17 protein-coding genes are annotated in these 16,775 nt (G+C 58.5%); 11 read left to right on the forward strand and 6 right to left on the reverse strand.

What is annotated here, in order from left to right; translation table 11 throughout:
* Window positions 1–82 precede the first annotated feature (82 nt).
* Window positions 83–781, reverse strand: coding sequence for a rhomboid family intramembrane serine protease (locus tag J5Y17_RS14630; protein WP_219786014.1), 699 nt, complete (start codon window positions 779–781; stop codon window positions 83–85).
* A gap of 78 nt (window positions 782–859) precedes the next feature.
* On the opposite strand from J5Y17_RS14630, the gene trpS reads away from it, so the two are divergent.
* On the forward strand, window positions 860–1,876 hold the full coding sequence (trpS, locus tag J5Y17_RS14635) for a tryptophan--tRNA ligase (RefSeq protein ID WP_219786015.1): 1,017 nt from the start codon (window positions 860–862) through the stop codon (window positions 1,874–1,876).
* Window positions 1,877–2,000: 124 nt separating this feature from the next.
* Here trpS and J5Y17_RS14640 read toward each other — a convergent pair whose 3' ends face one another.
* Window positions 2,001–2,600 carry a L,D-transpeptidase gene (locus J5Y17_RS14640; protein WP_219786017.1) on the reverse strand — a complete coding sequence of 200 codons (600 nt, stop codon included), beginning with the start codon at window positions 2,598–2,600 and terminating at the stop codon, window positions 2,001–2,003.
* 398 nt (window positions 2,601–2,998) lie between these two features.
* Between J5Y17_RS14640 and J5Y17_RS14645 the strand changes: the two genes are divergently transcribed.
* From J5Y17_RS14645 to J5Y17_RS14690, 10 genes are all read left to right on the forward strand, one after another.
* Window positions 2,999–3,454 carry a universal stress protein gene (locus J5Y17_RS14645; protein ID WP_219786019.1) on the forward strand — a complete coding sequence of 152 codons (456 nt, stop codon included), beginning with the start codon at window positions 2,999–3,001 and terminating at the stop codon, window positions 3,452–3,454.
* Window positions 3,454–3,918 (forward strand): DUF2267 domain-containing protein, encoded by a 465-nt coding sequence (locus tag J5Y17_RS14650; protein WP_219786020.1) that lies wholly within the window; start codon window positions 3,454–3,456, stop codon window positions 3,916–3,918. The genes J5Y17_RS14645 and J5Y17_RS14650 overlap by 1 nt, the downstream gene beginning before the upstream one ends.
* 83 nt (window positions 3,919–4,001) lie before the next feature.
* Complete coding sequence (locus J5Y17_RS14655; protein WP_219786022.1) at window positions 4,002–4,568, forward strand: NifU family protein; 567 nt, start codon at window positions 4,002–4,004, stop codon at window positions 4,566–4,568.
* A gap of 108 nt (window positions 4,569–4,676) precedes the next feature.
* On the forward strand, window positions 4,677–5,000 hold the full coding sequence (locus J5Y17_RS14660) for a GNAT family N-acetyltransferase (RefSeq protein WP_370628965.1): 324 nt from the start codon (window positions 4,677–4,679) through the stop codon (window positions 4,998–5,000).
* Between the two features lie 224 nt (window positions 5,001–5,224).
* Entirely contained in the window at window positions 5,225–6,214 is a 990-nt protein-coding gene (locus tag J5Y17_RS14665; protein ID WP_219786025.1) for a BMP family protein, read from the forward strand.
* Window positions 6,215–6,226: 12 nt separating this feature from the next.
* The gene (locus J5Y17_RS14670; protein WP_219786027.1) at window positions 6,227–7,837 is read left to right on the forward strand and encodes an ABC transporter ATP-binding protein; all 1,611 of its coding nucleotides are present in this window, start codon (window positions 6,227–6,229) and stop codon (window positions 7,835–7,837) included.
* Window positions 7,834–8,937 (forward strand): ABC transporter permease, encoded by a 1,104-nt coding sequence (locus J5Y17_RS14675; protein WP_219786029.1) that lies wholly within the window; start codon window positions 7,834–7,836, stop codon window positions 8,935–8,937. Before J5Y17_RS14670 ends, J5Y17_RS14675 begins: the two co-directional genes overlap by 4 nt.
* A gap of 3 nt (window positions 8,938–8,940) precedes the next feature.
* Window positions 8,941–9,903 (forward strand): ABC transporter permease, encoded by a 963-nt coding sequence (locus J5Y17_RS14680; RefSeq protein ID WP_219786030.1) that lies wholly within the window; start codon window positions 8,941–8,943, stop codon window positions 9,901–9,903.
* Window positions 9,904–10,031: 128 nt separating this feature from the next.
* Entirely contained in the window at window positions 10,032–10,940 is a 909-nt protein-coding gene (locus tag J5Y17_RS14685) for a sulfite exporter TauE/SafE family protein (RefSeq protein ID WP_219786032.1), read from the forward strand.
* On the forward strand, window positions 10,940–11,686 hold the full coding sequence (locus J5Y17_RS14690) for a TIGR02186 family protein (protein ID WP_219786033.1): 747 nt from the start codon (window positions 10,940–10,942) through the stop codon (window positions 11,684–11,686). Before J5Y17_RS14685 ends, J5Y17_RS14690 begins: the two co-directional genes overlap by 1 nt.
* Window position 11,687: 1 nt before the next feature.
* On the opposite strand, the gene J5Y17_RS14695 is transcribed toward J5Y17_RS14690, so the two are convergent.
* The 4 genes from J5Y17_RS14695 to ccrA all read right to left on the reverse strand — a co-directional run bounded on the left by J5Y17_RS14695 (window position 11,688) and on the right by ccrA (window position 16,590).
* A complete protein-coding gene (locus J5Y17_RS14695; RefSeq protein WP_219786035.1) occupies window positions 11,688–13,244 on the reverse strand; it encodes an ATP-dependent RecD-like DNA helicase in 1,557 nt (518 codons plus the stop codon).
* Between the two features lie 57 nt (window positions 13,245–13,301).
* Window positions 13,302–13,940 (reverse strand): acyl-homoserine-lactone synthase, encoded by a 639-nt coding sequence (locus J5Y17_RS14700; RefSeq protein WP_219786036.1) that lies wholly within the window; start codon window positions 13,938–13,940, stop codon window positions 13,302–13,304.
* A 170-nt stretch (window positions 13,941–14,110) separates the two neighbouring features.
* Entirely contained in the window at window positions 14,111–14,824 is a 714-nt protein-coding gene (locus J5Y17_RS14705; RefSeq protein WP_219786038.1) for an autoinducer binding domain-containing protein, read from the reverse strand.
* 485 nt (window positions 14,825–15,309) lie between these two features.
* Window positions 15,310–16,590, reverse strand: coding sequence for a crotonyl-CoA carboxylase/reductase (ccrA, locus tag J5Y17_RS14710; RefSeq protein WP_219786039.1), 1,281 nt, complete (start codon window positions 16,588–16,590; stop codon window positions 15,310–15,312).
* Window positions 16,591–16,775 lie beyond the last annotated feature (185 nt).

Consider the following 16,775-nt stretch of genomic DNA (forward strand, 5'->3'; position numbering starts at 1 on the left):
CTACGATCTCATTTACCCCGCATTAAGGTTAATCTGATTAACCTTAATGCCTGTTAGGATTTGGGTCGGGAGGGAAACACCTCTACCGCTGACGCAGCCGCATCAAAATCCGACCGAACGCCCCCGGCACCAGCAAAGCCGCCGTGCCGAACCCGGCCACAAAGCCCGCCAGATCGGCCACCCAATCGGGAGAGCCGCCAAACAGCAGGCCGTAGACCAGCTGCAAGCCCATCAAAAAGCCGATGAGCGTAAAGGCCCGCATGCGGTTTTCCTGCATCTGACCAAGACCCAGCCACAAAATGAACGTATAGGCGCCGATAAAACCATAGGCGGCTGGATAGGCGCCCAGTAGTGGCGTTGCGGCATTCAAGATCAATCCGAACGCCAAAGAGCCGGCCAGCGTCGAGACGATGAAAATCACCAGAACCGCCAGATTGCCAAAGGTCTCGCCTACCATCTTGCCCAGCGCCAAAACGAAGACGATGACCATCAGCGCATGGGTGATCGAATAGTGCACGAAGGCATAGGTGAAGAACCGGCGAAGATGTTCGAACGGCCAGGTGCTTTGCGCCCGCATCGCCTCGAACACCGTATCGAAAAAGCCGTAAGTCTCCATCGCGCCAATCCGCCAACCGACGGCGTCCGGCCCCCCGACCAATCCAAGCGTTCCGATCTGGAACACCAATTCAATGCCCCCCAGTACCAAAGCAATGGCAATCACCATCGGTGGCAGCGCATTAAATGGCGCTTCCGGGCGGGAATACTCGGGATCATCGGACATTACTGGGGCCTTTCCTTGACGCTCTCGTCCCGCATAGGTAAGCCACGATCACCTATTATTCCAGTGACGGAGTTCCAGATGGACAAGCCTGCCTTTACCCCCCGCGTCTTTTCGGGGATCAAGCCTTCGGGCGGGCTCACTCTCGGCAACTACCTCGGGGCGATCAAACGCTTCGTGGGGATGCAGGGCGGTGAGTTCGAAACCATCTATTGCGTGGTGGATATGCACGCGATCACCGTCTGGCAAAGCCCTGAGGACCTGCGCCACGCGACCCGCGAAGTCGCCGCCGGCTACCTCGCCGCGGGCATTGATCCCGACAAGTCGATCCTGTTCAACCAATCCCGCGTTTCGGCCCATGCCGAGCTGGGCTGGTTGTTCAACTGTGTCGCCCGCGTCGGCTGGATGAACCGCATGACGCAGTTCAAGGACAAGGCGGGCAAGAACGCCGAAAATGTGTCTTTGGGCCTCTACGCCTACCCGTCTCTTATGGCAGCCGATATTCTGCTGTACCACGCAACGCACGTTCCCGTGGGCGAGGACCAGAAACAGCACGTCGAACTGACCCGCGACATCGCCAATAAATTCAACCACGATTACAAGGTCGATTTTTTCCCCGAGACCATCCCTGTGATCGAAGGCCCCGCGATGCGGGTGATGAACCTGCGCGATGGCACGAAGAAGATGTCAAAGTCGGGTGAGAGCGACATGGAACGTGTCAACATGACCGATGACGCGGACACCATCGCCAAGAAGTTCAAAAAGTCCAAAACCGACCCGGAAGTCCTTCCCGAAGAGATGGAAGGCCTCGCCAACCGTCCCGAGGCGCGCAACCTCGTCAACATTTACGCAGGTCTCGCCAATATGACCGGCGAAGAGGTTCTGGCCGAATATGGCGGTCAGGGTTGGGGCAAGTTCAAACCGGCTCTGGCGGAATTGGCGGTCGAACATCTCGCGCCGATTTCCTCGGAGATGAAGCGCCTGATGGACGACCCGGCAGAGATCGACCGGATCATGGCGAAAGGGGCCGAGAAGGCCAATGAGATCGCGCAGCCGATTCTCGCCAAGACCTTCGACATTATGGGGTTCGTGCGCTGAATGCGCACGAGATGCCCGCGCCCCTCGGGGTCGACATGGGCTTCGTGCGCTGAGCACACCTTCCGAACAACACAAAGGGCGCCAATTGCGGCGCCCTTTTTCGTTTTCATTGTGCCTCAAATACTCAGATCAGCTTGACCTGCGTCCCCACGGCCACCCGGTCGTAGAGATCCACGATCTGTTCATTGTAAAGCCCGATACAGCCATCCGACGACCGGCGCCCGATCTTGCGCGTGTCATGCGTGCCGTGGATGCGATAATATTGCCAGCTCAGATACAGCGCGCGCACCCCCAAAGGGTTCTGCGGCCCTGCAGGCACCGTCACCGGCAGGCTTGGATCGCGTTCGCGCATCGAGGGTGTCGGCGTCCAGGTCGGGTTCTTCACCTTGCGAATGACTTCCGTATAACCGCGTCGGGTCAACTCTTCCGAGATCGGCACAGAGGTCGGGTAGAGTTTATAAGTGCCATCCGCCCCCCAGAAATGCAGAGCGCGGCTTACAGTATCGGCCACGATGCGCCCCTGCCCCAGCTCATCGAAATGTTCGCGCCAGTCGATGCGACGAAAACTCGAAATGTTTTGACGCGCTGGCCCCTTGGACTGCAACTCGTCCGGCAGGGTCAGGCCGACTTCTTGGGCATGCGCGCCACGCGCCAGAAAAGGCGTGGCCAAGAAAGGTGTGGTCAGGCTCAGCGCCAAAAAGCGGCGGCGTTTCATGTCGGACATCGATATCTCTCGTGCGGTTTCATTGGGCGATTTCATCAGCGATTTGCGGCAAGAGACGCCAAATCACCCCTCACCTTCAAATCACGAAGCGGTGACGCGTGAGACAGGCGGGAAACCGCAGCAGGGATGTCACATAAGGGTTTCAAACCGGCCCTATCAATGGAACCAAGCGATTCAGAATCAGTCCTGTCCCCGCCTGATCCCGTGTCGCACGCGCCTGTGTCGGGCGCATGAGCTGATCACTTCCCCAAAGGATCAGCCCCTCATTGAACCCTCGGCTTCCCGGAGCCGGGGGTTTTCTGTCGCGCTTTCACATCTGCCAACTGTTGCGTCCGACGCGTGGCTCGGTCATCATCGCGTTGAAGCTCTTTGAGAAGAGCACGAGCAAAGAGGCCCGAATGCGCAAGTTTCTTGTGATCCTCGATGACAGCCGCGAATGTCTCAACGCCATGCGCTTTGCCGCCATGCGCGCTTCGAAGTCCGGCGGCGGGGTCACCATCCTGTCGATCATCCCCCCCGAAGAGTTCAACCACTGGATCGGGGTGGCCGATCTGATGCGCGAGGAAACCCGAGACCGCATCGTGGCGCACTACGAAGTTTTCGCCAAATGGATGCGCGATCGTCAGGGCATCGACCCCGAGCTTGTCATCCGAGAAGGCGAGGCGGTGCATGAGATCCTCGCCCAGATCAAGGAAGATCCGGAAATCGGCGTGCTGGTTCTGGGCGCGGGCACGGAGAAATCCGGCCCAGGCCCGCTCGTGGCCGCGATGACCAAACAGGCGGGCTTCCTGCCCATTCCCATGACACTCGTGCCTGGCGAGATGTCGAAAGAACGTCTCGAAGCGGTGACCTGATGCCGATGCCATGGAGCTATCGCCACTCAGAAAAGGAGTTTCAATCCTTTCTGAAGGACGCCAAAGAGCGGATGGGTCATGTGATGGAAAGCGACAACATGACCTATACGGCGGTCGATGGCGTGTTACAGACCTTTCGCCGCCGCCTTACTCCGCCACAGGTGATCGCCTTTGGCGATGTGCTGCCCTCAAGCCTGCGCGCGATGCTGGTGTTCAATTGGCGCGTCGATGCGGTGCCCCTGCCCTTTGGCACGCGTTCCGAACTGATCCGCGAGGCTCAGACGGTGCGCAAAGAGCATAACATCACGCCACTCAATGTGATCGACGCGACCGCCTACGCGCTTTGGCGGCATTGCAATCACCGCGACCTGAAGCGCGTCCTAGAGATGATCGGCCCCGATGCGGTGGCGTTCTGGGCGGTTCGGGGCGTTCCCGAGACAGAGCTTGAACAACAGATCATCTGACGCTACCCTTTAGAACCGTTCTAAATCTTGACTTCCGGCGCCATAAGGCGCATATCCGACATATCTCCTAAGGAATACGCGCCATGTTCATCCAGACCGAATCCACGCCGAACCCCGCCACTTTGAAGTTCCTGCCCGGCCAGACCGTTCTGGACGCCGGCACCGCCGATTTCACCACAGAGGAGGCCGCAAGCGCCTCTCCGCTCGCCAGCCGCATCTTCAAGGTTGGCCATGTCGCGGGGGTGTTCTTTGGCTCCGATTTCGTCACCGTGACGAAAGACGAAGATACCGATTGGGACCACGTGAAACCTGCCATTCTGGGCGCGATCATGGAGCATTTCCAATCCGGCGAGCCTGTGATGGCCGGTCAAGCCGCGGAGACCGCAGGTGGCCACGCCGAGCATGACGGCCCGGACAGCGAGATCGTCACCCAGATCAAGGAACTGCTGGACACCCGCGTGCGCCCCGCTGTGGCGCAAGACGGTGGCGACATCACATTCCACGGCTTTGATCGCGGCATCGTCTACCTGCACATGCAAGGCGCCTGCGCCGGTTGCCCGTCTTCGACGCTGACTCTGAAAATGGGCATCGAGAACCTGCTGCGTCACTACATCCCCGAGGTACTCGAAGTGCGCCCGGTCGCGGCATAAGTGACCCAATTCACGCCTGAAAGGCTCGCCGCGATACATGCGGCGAGTTTTGAAACGCCCCGCCCTTGGTCCGAGACCGAGTTTGCGGGGCTTTTATCTATGAGGGGCGTGTTTCTTGTGACGGGCGATGGCCCGTCCTTTGCGCTCGGGCGCTATGTCGCGGAAGAAGCAGAGCTTTTGACCATTGCGGTCTCGCCCGAGGCGCGCGGTCGTGGGCTTGGGCGCGACATGCTTCAGGCTTATGAGGAGGACGCCCGCCAACAAGGTGCGCTCACATCCTTTCTCGAGGTGGCCGCCGACAACGTGACGGCAATTTCCCTCTATCTCTCAGAAGGCTATAGCGAATCCGGCCGCCGCAAGGCCTATTACACGGCCCCCGACGGCTCGAAGATCGACGCGCTGATCTTTGAAAAGCGTATAAATCATTCGTAACCCAACGTCATTTCGCCGCGCCTGAGGGAAACTCCCCCCGATAGGCAACCATTTGGTCAAATTTGGCAAAATGTGTATTGACCCTCCGGCAGGGACACGCCCTAATCCTTCTCAAGGCGAGATTGTGCTCGCTTACACGGGCTGCATCATGAGACGTGCTTTGATCGAGTTTGCGCATCTCATCCGGGGCGGCCCCAAGACCAGTATCCAACGGGAGACCATTCATGACCCTGAAAACCACGTTCCTCGGCGCAGCAGCTGCACTCGCGCTGACCTCCGGTGCCGCTCTGGCCGATCCGGCGATCATTTTCGACCTCGGTGGCAAGTTCGACAAATCCTTCAACGAAAGCTCCTACAACGGTGCCGAGCGTTGGAAAGCCGAAACCGGCGGGTCTTATCGTGACGTCGAACTGCAATCCGACGCCCAGCGTGAACAGGCGCTGCGTCGCTTTGCCGAGAACGGGTTCAACCCGATCATCATGGCAGGCTTCTCCTTTGCGACCGCGCTTGAAACCGTGGCCGCCGACTTCCCGGACACCAAATTCGCCATCATCGACATGGTTGTAGATGCGCCGAACGTGCGCTCCGTGGTGTTCAACGAACATGAAGGCTCCTATCTCGTGGGCATCGCCGCAGCCTACGCAGCAGAGGGCGACACCGTCTCCTTCGTCGGCGGCATGGACATCCCGCTGATCTCCAAATTTGCTTGTGGCTACGCGCAGGGCTTTAAGTCCGTGAAACCCGAGGGCGAAGTGATCGTGAACATGACCGGCACCACGCCTGCGGCCTGGAACGATCCGGTGAAGGGCGGCGAGTTGACCCGCGCGCAAAAAGCGGCTGGCTCCGAAGTGGTGTTTGCAGCGGCTGGCGGCACGGGCCTCGGCGTTCTGCAAACCGCAGCCGACGAAGATATGCTCGCCATCGGTGTGGACAGCAACCAGAACTACCTGCAGCCGGGTCACGTCCTGACCTCCATGGTCAAGCGCGTCGACAACGCCGTTTATGACGCCTTCATGCAGGGCGAAGACCTCGAGACCGGCATCTTTGTGATGGGTCTGGCGAATGAGGGCGTGGGGGCTGCCATCGACGAATACAACGAAGCCCTGATCACGCCCGAGATGAAAGCCGCCATGGATGACGCCACCGCGAAAATCATCTCCGGCGAGGTTGTGGTCCACGACTACATGTCCGACGAAACCTGCCCGGCTTACTAAGGCAGGCGTCGCATGAGCGTTCAGAACGAGGCGGGGCGGCAGGAGACTGTCGCCCCCACCGCTTCCGCCCCCGCCATCGAACTGCGCGGGATTTCAAAGGCTTTCGGCCCGGTTCAGGCGAATAAGGACATTTCCATCTCGGTCGCCAAGGGCTCGATCCATGGCATCATTGGCGAGAATGGCGCGGGCAAATCCACGCTGATGTCGATCCTTTACGGGTTCTACAAGGCGGACGCGGGCCAGATCCTCATCAACGGCCAAGAGGTAAACATCACCGACAGCCAGGAGGCCATTGCCGCCGGCATCGGCATGGTGTTCCAGCATTTCAAACTGGTGGAAAACTTCACCGTTCTGGAAAACGTCATTTTGGGCGCCGAAGACGGCGGGCTATTGAAGCCCTCGCTCGCCAAGGCGCGCAAGCTTTTGAAACAGCTCTCTGACGAATATGAATTGTCCGTCGATCCGGACGCCTTGATCGAAGACCTCTCCGTGGGCCACCAGCAGCGGGTCGAGATTCTCAAGGCGCTCTATCGTCAAGCGGACATCCTGATCCTCGACGAGCCCACCGGCGTGTTGACGCCGGCCGAGGCCGATCACCTCTTCCGCATCCTCGAAGGGCTGAAGGAACAGGGCAAAACCATCATCATGATCACGCATAAATTGCGTGAAATCATGGAGATCACAGACACGGTGTCCGTCATGCGGCGCGGTGAGATGACCGCGACCGTGAAGACCGCAGACACCTCCCCCGAGGAACTTGCCGAGTTGATGGTCGGGCGCAAGGTCTTGCTGCGTGTCGATAAGAAACCCGCCAGCCCAGGCGCGCCGGTGATCGAGATTGAGAACCTTGAAGTCGTCGACGAACAAGGTGTCCGGCGTGTCAAAGGCATCGATCTGACGGTGCATCAGGGTGAAATCCTCGGCATTTGCGGCGTTGCGGGCAATGGCCAGACCGAACTCTTGGAAGTCTTGGGTGGCTATATGAACGGCACCGGCAATATCCTGATGAACGGTCAGGAAATTGATCTCTCAGGCAAGCATTCGAACGGCCAGACACGGCGCGCACGCGGCATTTCCCATGTGCCCGAAGACCGCCATGACGAAGGGCTGATCCTAGAGTTTCAGGCTTGGGAGAACATGGTTTTCGGCTATCACCACGCGCCGGAATATCAGAAGAACGCGCTGTTGATGGACAATGCGGGCATCAAGGAGATGACCCAAAAAAGCATGGACAAATTCGACGTCCGCCCGCCGAACCCGAAACTGGAGGCCAAGTCCTTCTCCGGCGGCAACCAGCAGAAAATCGTGCTGGCCCGCGAGATCGAGCGCAACCCTGACCTCTTGCTCATCGGCCAGCCGACGCGCGGTGTGGACATCGGCGCGATCGAGTTCATCCACCAGCAAATCGTCGCGCTCCGCGATGAGGGCAAGGCGATCCTTTTGGTCTCCGTGGAGCTTGACGAAATCATGTCTCTGTCGGACCGCATCGTCGTCATGTTCGACGGTCAGATCATGGGCGAACGCCTGCCCTCTGAGACCAACGAGGGCGAATTGGGCCTGTTGATGGCCGGGATTACGGACACGGGTGGCGCCGCCGACAAACCTGCGGAGAAGGCACAATGAACAAGATGCCGAAATGGGCGGACGCCGTCCTCATTCCCCTGATTTCCATTCTTCTGGCGTTTTTCTTTTCCGGTCTTGTGATCTGGGCCATCGGCAAAGACCCGGTGGTGGCGATCAAGACCATGGTGCAGGGCGCGTTCGGCTCGACCTCCGGGATCAGCTACACGCTCTATTACGCAACCAACTTTATCTTCACAGGCCTCGCCGTCGCGGTCGCCTATCACGCGCGGCTTTTCAACATCGGTGGCGAAGGTCAGGCGATGCTGGGCGGGCTGGGTGTGACGCTCGTCTGTCTTGCTGTGCCGTGGCCGCATTGGACGCTGGCTTTGCCTGCAGCGATGATCGGGGGCGCTTTGTTTGGCGCGGCTTGGGCCTTTATCCCCGCATGGCTTCAGGCCAAACGCGGCAGCCACATCGTGATCACCACGATCATGTTCAACTACATCGGCGCGGCTTTGCTGGGCTATCTCTTGACCAAGGTACTCAAGGTGCCCGGCTCGATGCTCACTGAGAGTGCACGCTTCCCCGAGGGGGCGCATCTGCCGAATTTCTCTGAAATTCTCGCGCCTTTCGGCATCAATTTCTCGCCCAACGCGCCTGCCAACATGGCGTTTTTCGTGGCGCTTCTCTGCACCTTCCTGTTCTGGATTCTGATCTGGAAAACGCGTCTGGGCTATGAAATCCGAGCCTATGGTCAGTCGGAAACGGCGGCAAAATACGCCGGTATCAACCCCTCGCGCATCGTCATCATTGCAATGCTGATCTCTGGCGGTCTGGCCGGTCTGATGGCGATCAACAACGTCATGGGCGAGGCCGAGCGCCTGATCGACAACGCCGTCGAAGGCGCCGGTTTCATCGGCATCGCGGTCGCGCTCATGGGGCGCAACCACCCCATCGGTATCCTTCTGGCGGCGCTGTTGTTCGGCTTTCTCTACCAAGGCGGCGCCGAGCTGTCGTTCTGGGAATCGATCCCGCGCGAGTTGGTTGTCGTCATTCAGGCGCTTGTGATCATGTTCACCGGCGCGCTCGACAATATGGTACGCATGCCGCTTGAAAAACTCTTTGTCGCGCTTGGCAAAAACAAAAAGAAGGAGGCGTAAGACATGGACTATCTCACGATCATCCAGATCCTAGACAGCTCCCTGCGGCTCGCCACACCTCTTTTGCTGACCTGTCTCGCGGGGCTGTTTTCCGAACGCGCAGGCGTTGTGGACATCGGGCTTGAGGGCAAACTTCTGGCCGCGGCCTTCCTCTCGGGGGCGGCGGCTGCCGTCACCGGCTCGATCTGGATCGGGCTATTGGCGGGCGTCGCAGGATCTTTGGCGTTTTCCATGCTGCACGGTCTCGCGTCGATCACCTTCAAAGGCGATCAGCTAATCTCCGGCGTCGCGCTGAACTTTTTAGCCGCAGGCCTCACCGTTGTGATCGGCCAAAGCTGGTTCCAGCTCGGCGGGCGCACCCCGTCGCTCTCCGGTGACGGCCGATTTGAAGCATGGAACCTGCCCTTTGCTGACGCCATGTCGAAAATCCCAGTGATCGGCCCGGCCTATGACGAGCTGATTTCCGGCCACACGACACTAACCTATTTGGCGCTTCTGGCCGTGCCGCTGTCTTGGTGGGTACTCTACCGCTCCCGCTTTGGGCTGCGCCTGCGCGCCGTGGGCGAAAACCCCAGCGCCGTAGACACCGCCGGGATTTCGGTGGTCAAACTGCGCTACGCGGCCCTCGTGATCGCCGGCGTGCTCTGTGGTCTTGCGGGCACCTATCTGGCTTCTCTCGCCGCCGGTTTCGTCAAGGACATGTCGGCAGGGCGGGGCTATATCGCGTTGGCTGCGCTGATCTTTGCGAAATGGCGGCCTTGGTATGCACTTTGGGCGACACTGTTGTTCGGTCTTCTGGAGGCCATCGGCAACCGTTATCAGTCGATCGCTTTGGGCGATTTCGTCATCCCGGTGCAGTTCATGCAGGCCCTGCCCTACATCCTGACCGTAATCATCCTCGCAGGCTTTGTAGGCAAAGCCATCCCGCCGCGCGCCAGCGGGCAATCCTACGTCAAGGAACGCTAAGGCGATCTTACGCGATGTTGAAAGCGGGCCTCAGCGCCCGCTTTTTTCATACCGCCTCCGGCAGAACATTTGACGACACTGGCAAATCATTGCATTCCTGAAAGAAACGCACGCGAAAGCTACAGCCCATGCAAATCTTCCTCCCCATTGCAGAAGTCTCCGTGAACGCCTTCACGCTTCTGGGAATTGGCGGCATGGTCGGCGTGCTCTCAGGCATGTTTGGCGTGGGCGGCGGCTTTCTCATCACGCCATTGCTGTTCTTCGTTGGCATCCCCCCCGCCGTGGCCGTCGCGACCTCTGCCAATCAGATCGTCGCCTCTTCGGTGTCGGGCGTGCTGGCGCATCTCAAACGCAAAACTGTGGACCTGAAAATGGGGATGGTTTTGCTGGGTGGCGGCCTTGTCGGCTCGGCCATCGGCATCCAGATTTTCAACATGCTCAAGGCGATGGGCCAGGTCGATCTGTTGGTCACGCTTTGCTACGTCGTCTTCCTCGGCATCATCGGCTTTCTCATGCTGATCGAGTCGATCCGCGCCATCAAACGCGCCCGCGGACGCCCCGCCGGACGGCCCGAACGTAAAAAGCACCTCTGGGTTCATACCCTGCCTTTCAAGATGAAATTCCGTGCCTCCGGCCTGTATATCTCCGCCATTCCGCCCATCGCAGTTGGCGTGTTCGTCGGCATGTTGGGTGCCGTGATGGGTGTTGGCGGTGGCTTCATCATGGTGCCCGCGATGATCTACATCCTCGGCATGCCCACCAAGGTGGTGATCGGCACCTCGCTGTTCCAGATCATTTTCACCGCCGGGTTCACCACGATGTTGCACGCCTATACGAACCACACGGTGGATGTGCTTTTGGCCTTCCTTCTGCTCTTCGGCGGCGTCATCGGGGCCCAGATCGGCACACAGATCGGGTTGCGGCTCAAAGCCGAACAGCTCCGCATTATGTTGGCGCTTCTGGTCCTTCTGGTCTGTCTGAAACTAGGGGTCGATCTCTTGATCACACCCAAAGAACTCTATTCGCTGGGGGTCTGATGATGCATCGCCTGATCGCCCTCCTCGCGCTTTTTCTCCTGCCTCTGACCGCACAGGCCGAACAGGTCGTGGCTGCCTTGAGCCAGACTCGTGTCTCCGTGAATGCCAATTTCGACGGGTCCGAAATTCTGGTCTTTGGCGCAATCAAACGCGAAGCCGCGATCCCCGAAAACAGTCCGCTTGACGTGGTCATCACAGTCGCCGGTCCGGAACAGGTGGAAACCATTCGCCGCAAGGATCGCCGGTTTGGCATCTGGATCAACGTCGAGGCGCAGGTCATCGGCCACACGCCCACCTTCTACTCCGTCGCCACGACGCGGCCGCTGCAAGACATCCTGCCGCCGCTCACTGACAGCCTGTGGAAAATCACCGCTGACAAACGCATCCTGCCCGGGATGCGCGGCTTGCCCGCGCGCGAGGCGCTGATCCGTTTGCGCCAGAACGATGACCTCTATCGCACCCGCGAGGGCGAAGTCTCTCTCATCGAAGACACACTGTTTGACACCTCCATCGCGCTGCCGTCGAACATCGTCGAAGGCACTTATACGACCCGGATTTTTCTGATCCGTGACGGCGATGTGATCGACAGCTATGGCACCTCGATCAATGTGCAAAAGGTCGGGATTGAGCGCTGGCTCTACAATCTGGCCTATCAGAATGCACTGATCTACGGGATTATGGCGCTGGCGATTGCCGGGATTTTCGGCTGGGGTGCGTCACAGGTGTTCCGCCTGATCCGGCGCTAACTTAAAGCCCGTTTTCGATCTGCTCTGGTTCCAGTGTCAACGGCGCCGCAACGCGCGATGTCAGATCGGCCACCGATAGAGGCCCGGAAGGTTTCGCCAAACGCGCCCGTGTCACCCACAACAGTCGCGTTTGCGCCCGGGTGATGGCCACGTAAGCCAACCGTTTCCACAGGGGAATCCCCGCCTCCATCCGGCCCGCGCGCGCTGCGGCGTAGAGGTCGGGCGCGAAGACCTGAACATCATCCCATTGCGAGCCCTGCGCCTTGTGAATCGTCACCGCCGCACCGTGCAGAAAGGCCGCGCCCATCCGCGCCGCATAGGGGATAAAGGGTTCTTCCTCATCGGGAAATTCGATTTTAACGATGGAGGCCGCCGAAATATTCGGATCCTCAGCACCCATAACATGCAGGCGCGAAAACCCCGGCTTACGCCCCGGCCCGAGGTAGACAACCTGCGCGCCCTTGATCAGTCCGCGTGCCTCCAGATCAAGGCGCTTTTTGCGGTGTTTCATCGGCAATTCGATACCATCACAGATCAGCGGCTCACCTGGCAAAAGCGCATCGGTGGGGGCATCGAACACCTGCCGAAACGCCTGGATCAGGCGAATGCGCGTCGCGTTGCGCCAGACCAGCACAGGCGAGCGCGCCATCAGGTCGCTTTCGACGCGCTGCGCATAAACCACACGCTCGTCGCGCGCAGCGGCCTCTTCGATCATGCGCTCGAATTGGTCGAACCCAAGCTGTGGGTCGGCCAGCGCGTGCGCCAGATCGAGGATCGGGCTGTCGGCTTCCTGACGATGAATGCGGTGAAGGATATGCTGTTTTGCCTTGGGCAGCGTCTCGAAAACCATCTCGCCGGATTGGTTCACGGGCGCCAGCTGCGCCGGGTCGCCAAACAGCACGAGAGTGGGAAAAATTTCCTGCAAATCCTCGAATTGGCGTTTGTCGAGCATCGAGCTTTCGTCAACGAATCCGATATCGAGCGGGTCTTCGCGCCTCTTCCAGCCCGTGATGAAATCAGACCCCCGCAACCCCGCCGCCGCCAGCGCGCCGGGAATGGATTTGTTGTTCTGGTAAAACGCATAGGCCTTGTCGAGCGCCTCTTCAGTCAGCCCCTCGATCTTGAGCCCCTCGAGATCGGGCCGCTCGCCATTGCCCGCCAGCCACTCGGCGATTTTCTCGTATTCCGGATCGTAAACCGGCGTATAGAGAATGCGGTGAATGGTGGTTGCAGGCACACCACGGTTGCGCAACACCGACGCCGCCTTGTTCGTCGGCGCTAGAATCGCAAGAGTGCGCCGTTCTTTGCGTCGCTTGTTCTCGTAGTCGCCAGAGACGACCTCGACGCCCGCCTCATCCAACGCCTTATAAAGCTGCGCCAGCAAAAGGGTTTTCCCCGAACCAGCCTTACCGATCACCGCGCAAAGCTGGTTGGTCGCACTGGCCTGCGGCGTGATGATGCCATCTTCGAGATCGACACCCACACGCGCCAACATTTCGCTGATGGCGTCAAAGGCTTCAGCCTGATCTTCGGAAAATGTAAGCGCGGTCTGGGTCATGCGGCGACCCTACAGGGACGCCGCACCATGTGCCAGAGTCATCGCATCAGTCGCGTCTCAGGCGATAGCCCGCAGCTCTTCCTCATAGCTTTGATTGAACGCGTCATGGAACCAGCGCTTGGAGGTTTCTCGGTCTATTCCAGCGCGTTCAAGCGTCGGGGCAAACACATCCTCATGCATCTCCCAAAGACCGACACCGATGGTCTCACGTCCTTCGCCGACACGGCCAAGGACATCCGGCACAAGCCCCATGAGCGAGTAAATCCGTTCCATCCGCGGATCAAAGACACCAACAAAATGTTTCAGGTGAAATTCTTCCATGATCTCACCTGCAGCGAGCGTCAGGGCCGCCGTCACGCGGCGATCCGCACCGGGGGCAAGGCAAAAGCGGGTGCATTCCCAAATGAAAGGGCTTTCGATCCGTACCCCGTCCGTGAGGTGGGAAAAGTGATCGTTCACCATCGTGTCGCCCGTGGTCGGCAAGAACCGCATCGAGCCCCCGTGGGTGCCGTCCGGTTTTTCCCAAATCACATAAAGCGGGTTGATCGCATCGTATTCGTCGCGTTCCTCGCCTGCCTCGTTCACATGCACATCCCATCCGAGACGGCGTTTGAATTGATCGGCTCGATCACGAAACATCGTGTCGCGCAGGCGGGGGAAGTGGCAAAGGTCGTTTCCGTAAATATAGCGCAGCATATTGAGCTCCTGTCTCCATCATCTGAGAAGAACGCTATCGGTGAAGTGTTAACCATCATCTACTAGCTGCGTCCGTTGCACTGTGCGAATGTTCTCTATCCGTTCTGCGCACTTAAATTAGGCAGATTCCGCAAGTGGACGTGGCGTCAACAGGCAAACCGTAGTCGATCTCAGACGATGATGAGCCCCATCGACAGCGCCCGCGCCACAGCGTGAGTCGTATTCATAGCCCCAAGTTTGTGACGCGCAGATTCTATATACACCCTGAGCGTGTGTTCGGATATTCCCATTTCCACCGCAGCCTGACTTCGGCTCAGACCTTTTGCCAGGTGCGTGATCGCACTCGCCTCTCGCGGAGACAACGAGGGCCCCACTTGCACCTCATTCTGTGCGTCAAAAGACAGGGCTTTTTTGTTGAACTCGTGGGCCACAACCACGAGATCCCGTTCATTGCGCGCAATCAGTTGATCCCAGGCGTCGTCTGTCGTGTTGTCATTGAGGGTAAAAAGCGCGAATTGGCCGTTCGGACCACGGATCGGGATCGTGTAGCCTTGGTTCCCGACACCATAGTCCATCGCATCGCGATAAAAGGCCTTTGCCGCCTTGGAGGACCAGTCCAACTGCTTCCACGACACAGGGGTAAATCTTTGAAAGCAGCCAAAAATAACGGGGTCCATGCGCAGGTAATCTTTTTCAAGATATCGATCGACCCATTCCGACGAATAGGTCCCTGCGCCAAATCGTTCGCCGACACTGTTCACCCAATGGTAAACAACATGTGCAATACCTAAGAGGTCACGCAGCTTTACAGTTGCGTCTTGAAACTCTTCGAAATTCTCAACTCGCTGGATATCCTCCAGAAAGTCTTGCAACCCTGTCGTCATGCACTCCCGCCTGTTCCGGCAACGTCTCTGAGGGTCGGTTCGACAATTCGGCCGCAACCACCAGACAGGTGTCAGCCAAATGTTCGGCGCTTGCCTTCAAGCCGTTCTGATCCGCGAATGTCCGCAAATCCGTGAGTACATCAAGAATCCAATCGTTGCGCATGTAAACCCTCTTTTCGGTTGATGCTTTGGTACAATTTCAACTTTAGACAGCTCATTCGCACTCTGAAATTCGCGGTTTTACCCTCCCCAGAAATAGCGAGGCAGGGTATCGTAATATACTGAAATAAAATATTCCGTTAATTTTCACGGACTTGGCACACCTCGGCGGGAAAGCCTCGTCAGTTTTTTGAAGTTTGCATCACGCAACAGACGCTGCAAACCTCAGATCAACCTATAGTTGCACAATTTCAACAGGGCAGAAAAAACCCGCCCCTTGGTTGAGGGCGGGTTCAAAATCGCGCGACACTCGCCGTAAAGGCGGATTATTTTCCGGCTTCCAGAACGTCCTCGAGCGTATGAAGCCCGGTTTTGGGAGCCTGCACCAGCACAGCCATGTTCCCCGGCTTATGCTGATTCTTCCACATCTTCGTATGCGCGGCCGGGATTTCCTCCCAAGGGAAGACTTCCGACATGCACGGATCGATACGACGTTCGATCATAAGCTTGTTCGCCGCTGCCGCCTGTTTCAAATGCGCGAAGTGCGAGCCCTGCAAACGCTTTTGGTGCATCCACATGTAGCGCACGTCAAAAGTACAGTTAAAGCCGGAGGTGCCGGCGCAGATCACGACCATACCGCCTTTTTTACAGACCAGCGTCGACACCGGGAAGGTCGCCTCGCCGGGATGTTCGAACACGACGTCGACGTTGTTGCCCTTGCCGGTGATCGCCCAGATCGCAGCACCGAACTTGCGCGCTTCTTTGAACCATGCGGCGTATTCCGGCGTGTTCACGGTGGGCAGTTGGCCCCAGCAGTTAAAATCCTTGCGGTTGATCACGCCTTTGGCACCCAGCCCCATGACGAAATCGCGTTTGTCCTCGTCGGAGATCACCCCGATCGCATTCGCACCCGCCGCATTGGCCAGTTGGATCGCGAAAGAGCCAAGACCGCCAGACGCGCCCCAGACCAGAACATTCTGACCCGGTTTCAACTCATGCGGATGGTGGCCGAAGAGCATGCGGTATGCGGTCGCCAGCGTCAGGGTATAGCACGCACTTTCTTCCCAGCTCAGATGTTTGGGACGCGGCAAAAGCTGTTGTGCCTGCACGCGGGTGAACTGCGCAAAGGACCCATCCGGCGTCTCGTAACCCCAGATCCGCTGCGAAGGCGAATACATCGGGTCGCCGCCGTTGCATTCCTCATCGTCGCCGTCGTCCTGATTACAGTGGATCACGACCTCGTCGCCCACTTTCCAATTCTTGACCCGGTCGCCAACGGCCCAAACGATGCCAGAGGCGTCGGAGCCCGCGATGTGATAGTCGGCGCCATGGCCGTCGAAGGGCGAAATAGGTACACCGAGACCGGCCCAGATGCCATTATAGTTCACGCCTGCCGCCATCACGAGGACCAAGACCTCGTGGCTGTCGAGCTTCGGCGTGTCGACCACTTCACATTGGAACGAGCTCTCCGGTTCACCGTGACGCTCGCGACGGATCGCCCAAGCGTACATTTTTTCAGGCACATAACCCATCGGCGGAATTTCCCCGACTTCGTAGAGGTCCTTCTCTTCGGCCTCGTAGGCCGGCTGGTTCGTGTCGAGCGCCATGTTTTTCCTCCATATCTTTGCCGGCTCTTTGCCGTCTCGTGCTGTCACAGAGCCTGCAGTGAGCCTTGTCGTGCCGCGTTGCAGAATCGCGGGGTATGCCATGGTGATACGCCCCACAAAGTAATTATGCAATCCTGATAAGTATAATTTTGAAATTTTATAACCGAGCGGATGCAGAATTTTTT

It is taken from the genome of Celeribacter sp. PS-C1 (genome assembly GCF_019429625.1).
Taxonomy (GTDB): Bacteria; Pseudomonadota; Alphaproteobacteria; order Rhodobacterales; family Rhodobacteraceae; genus Celeribacter.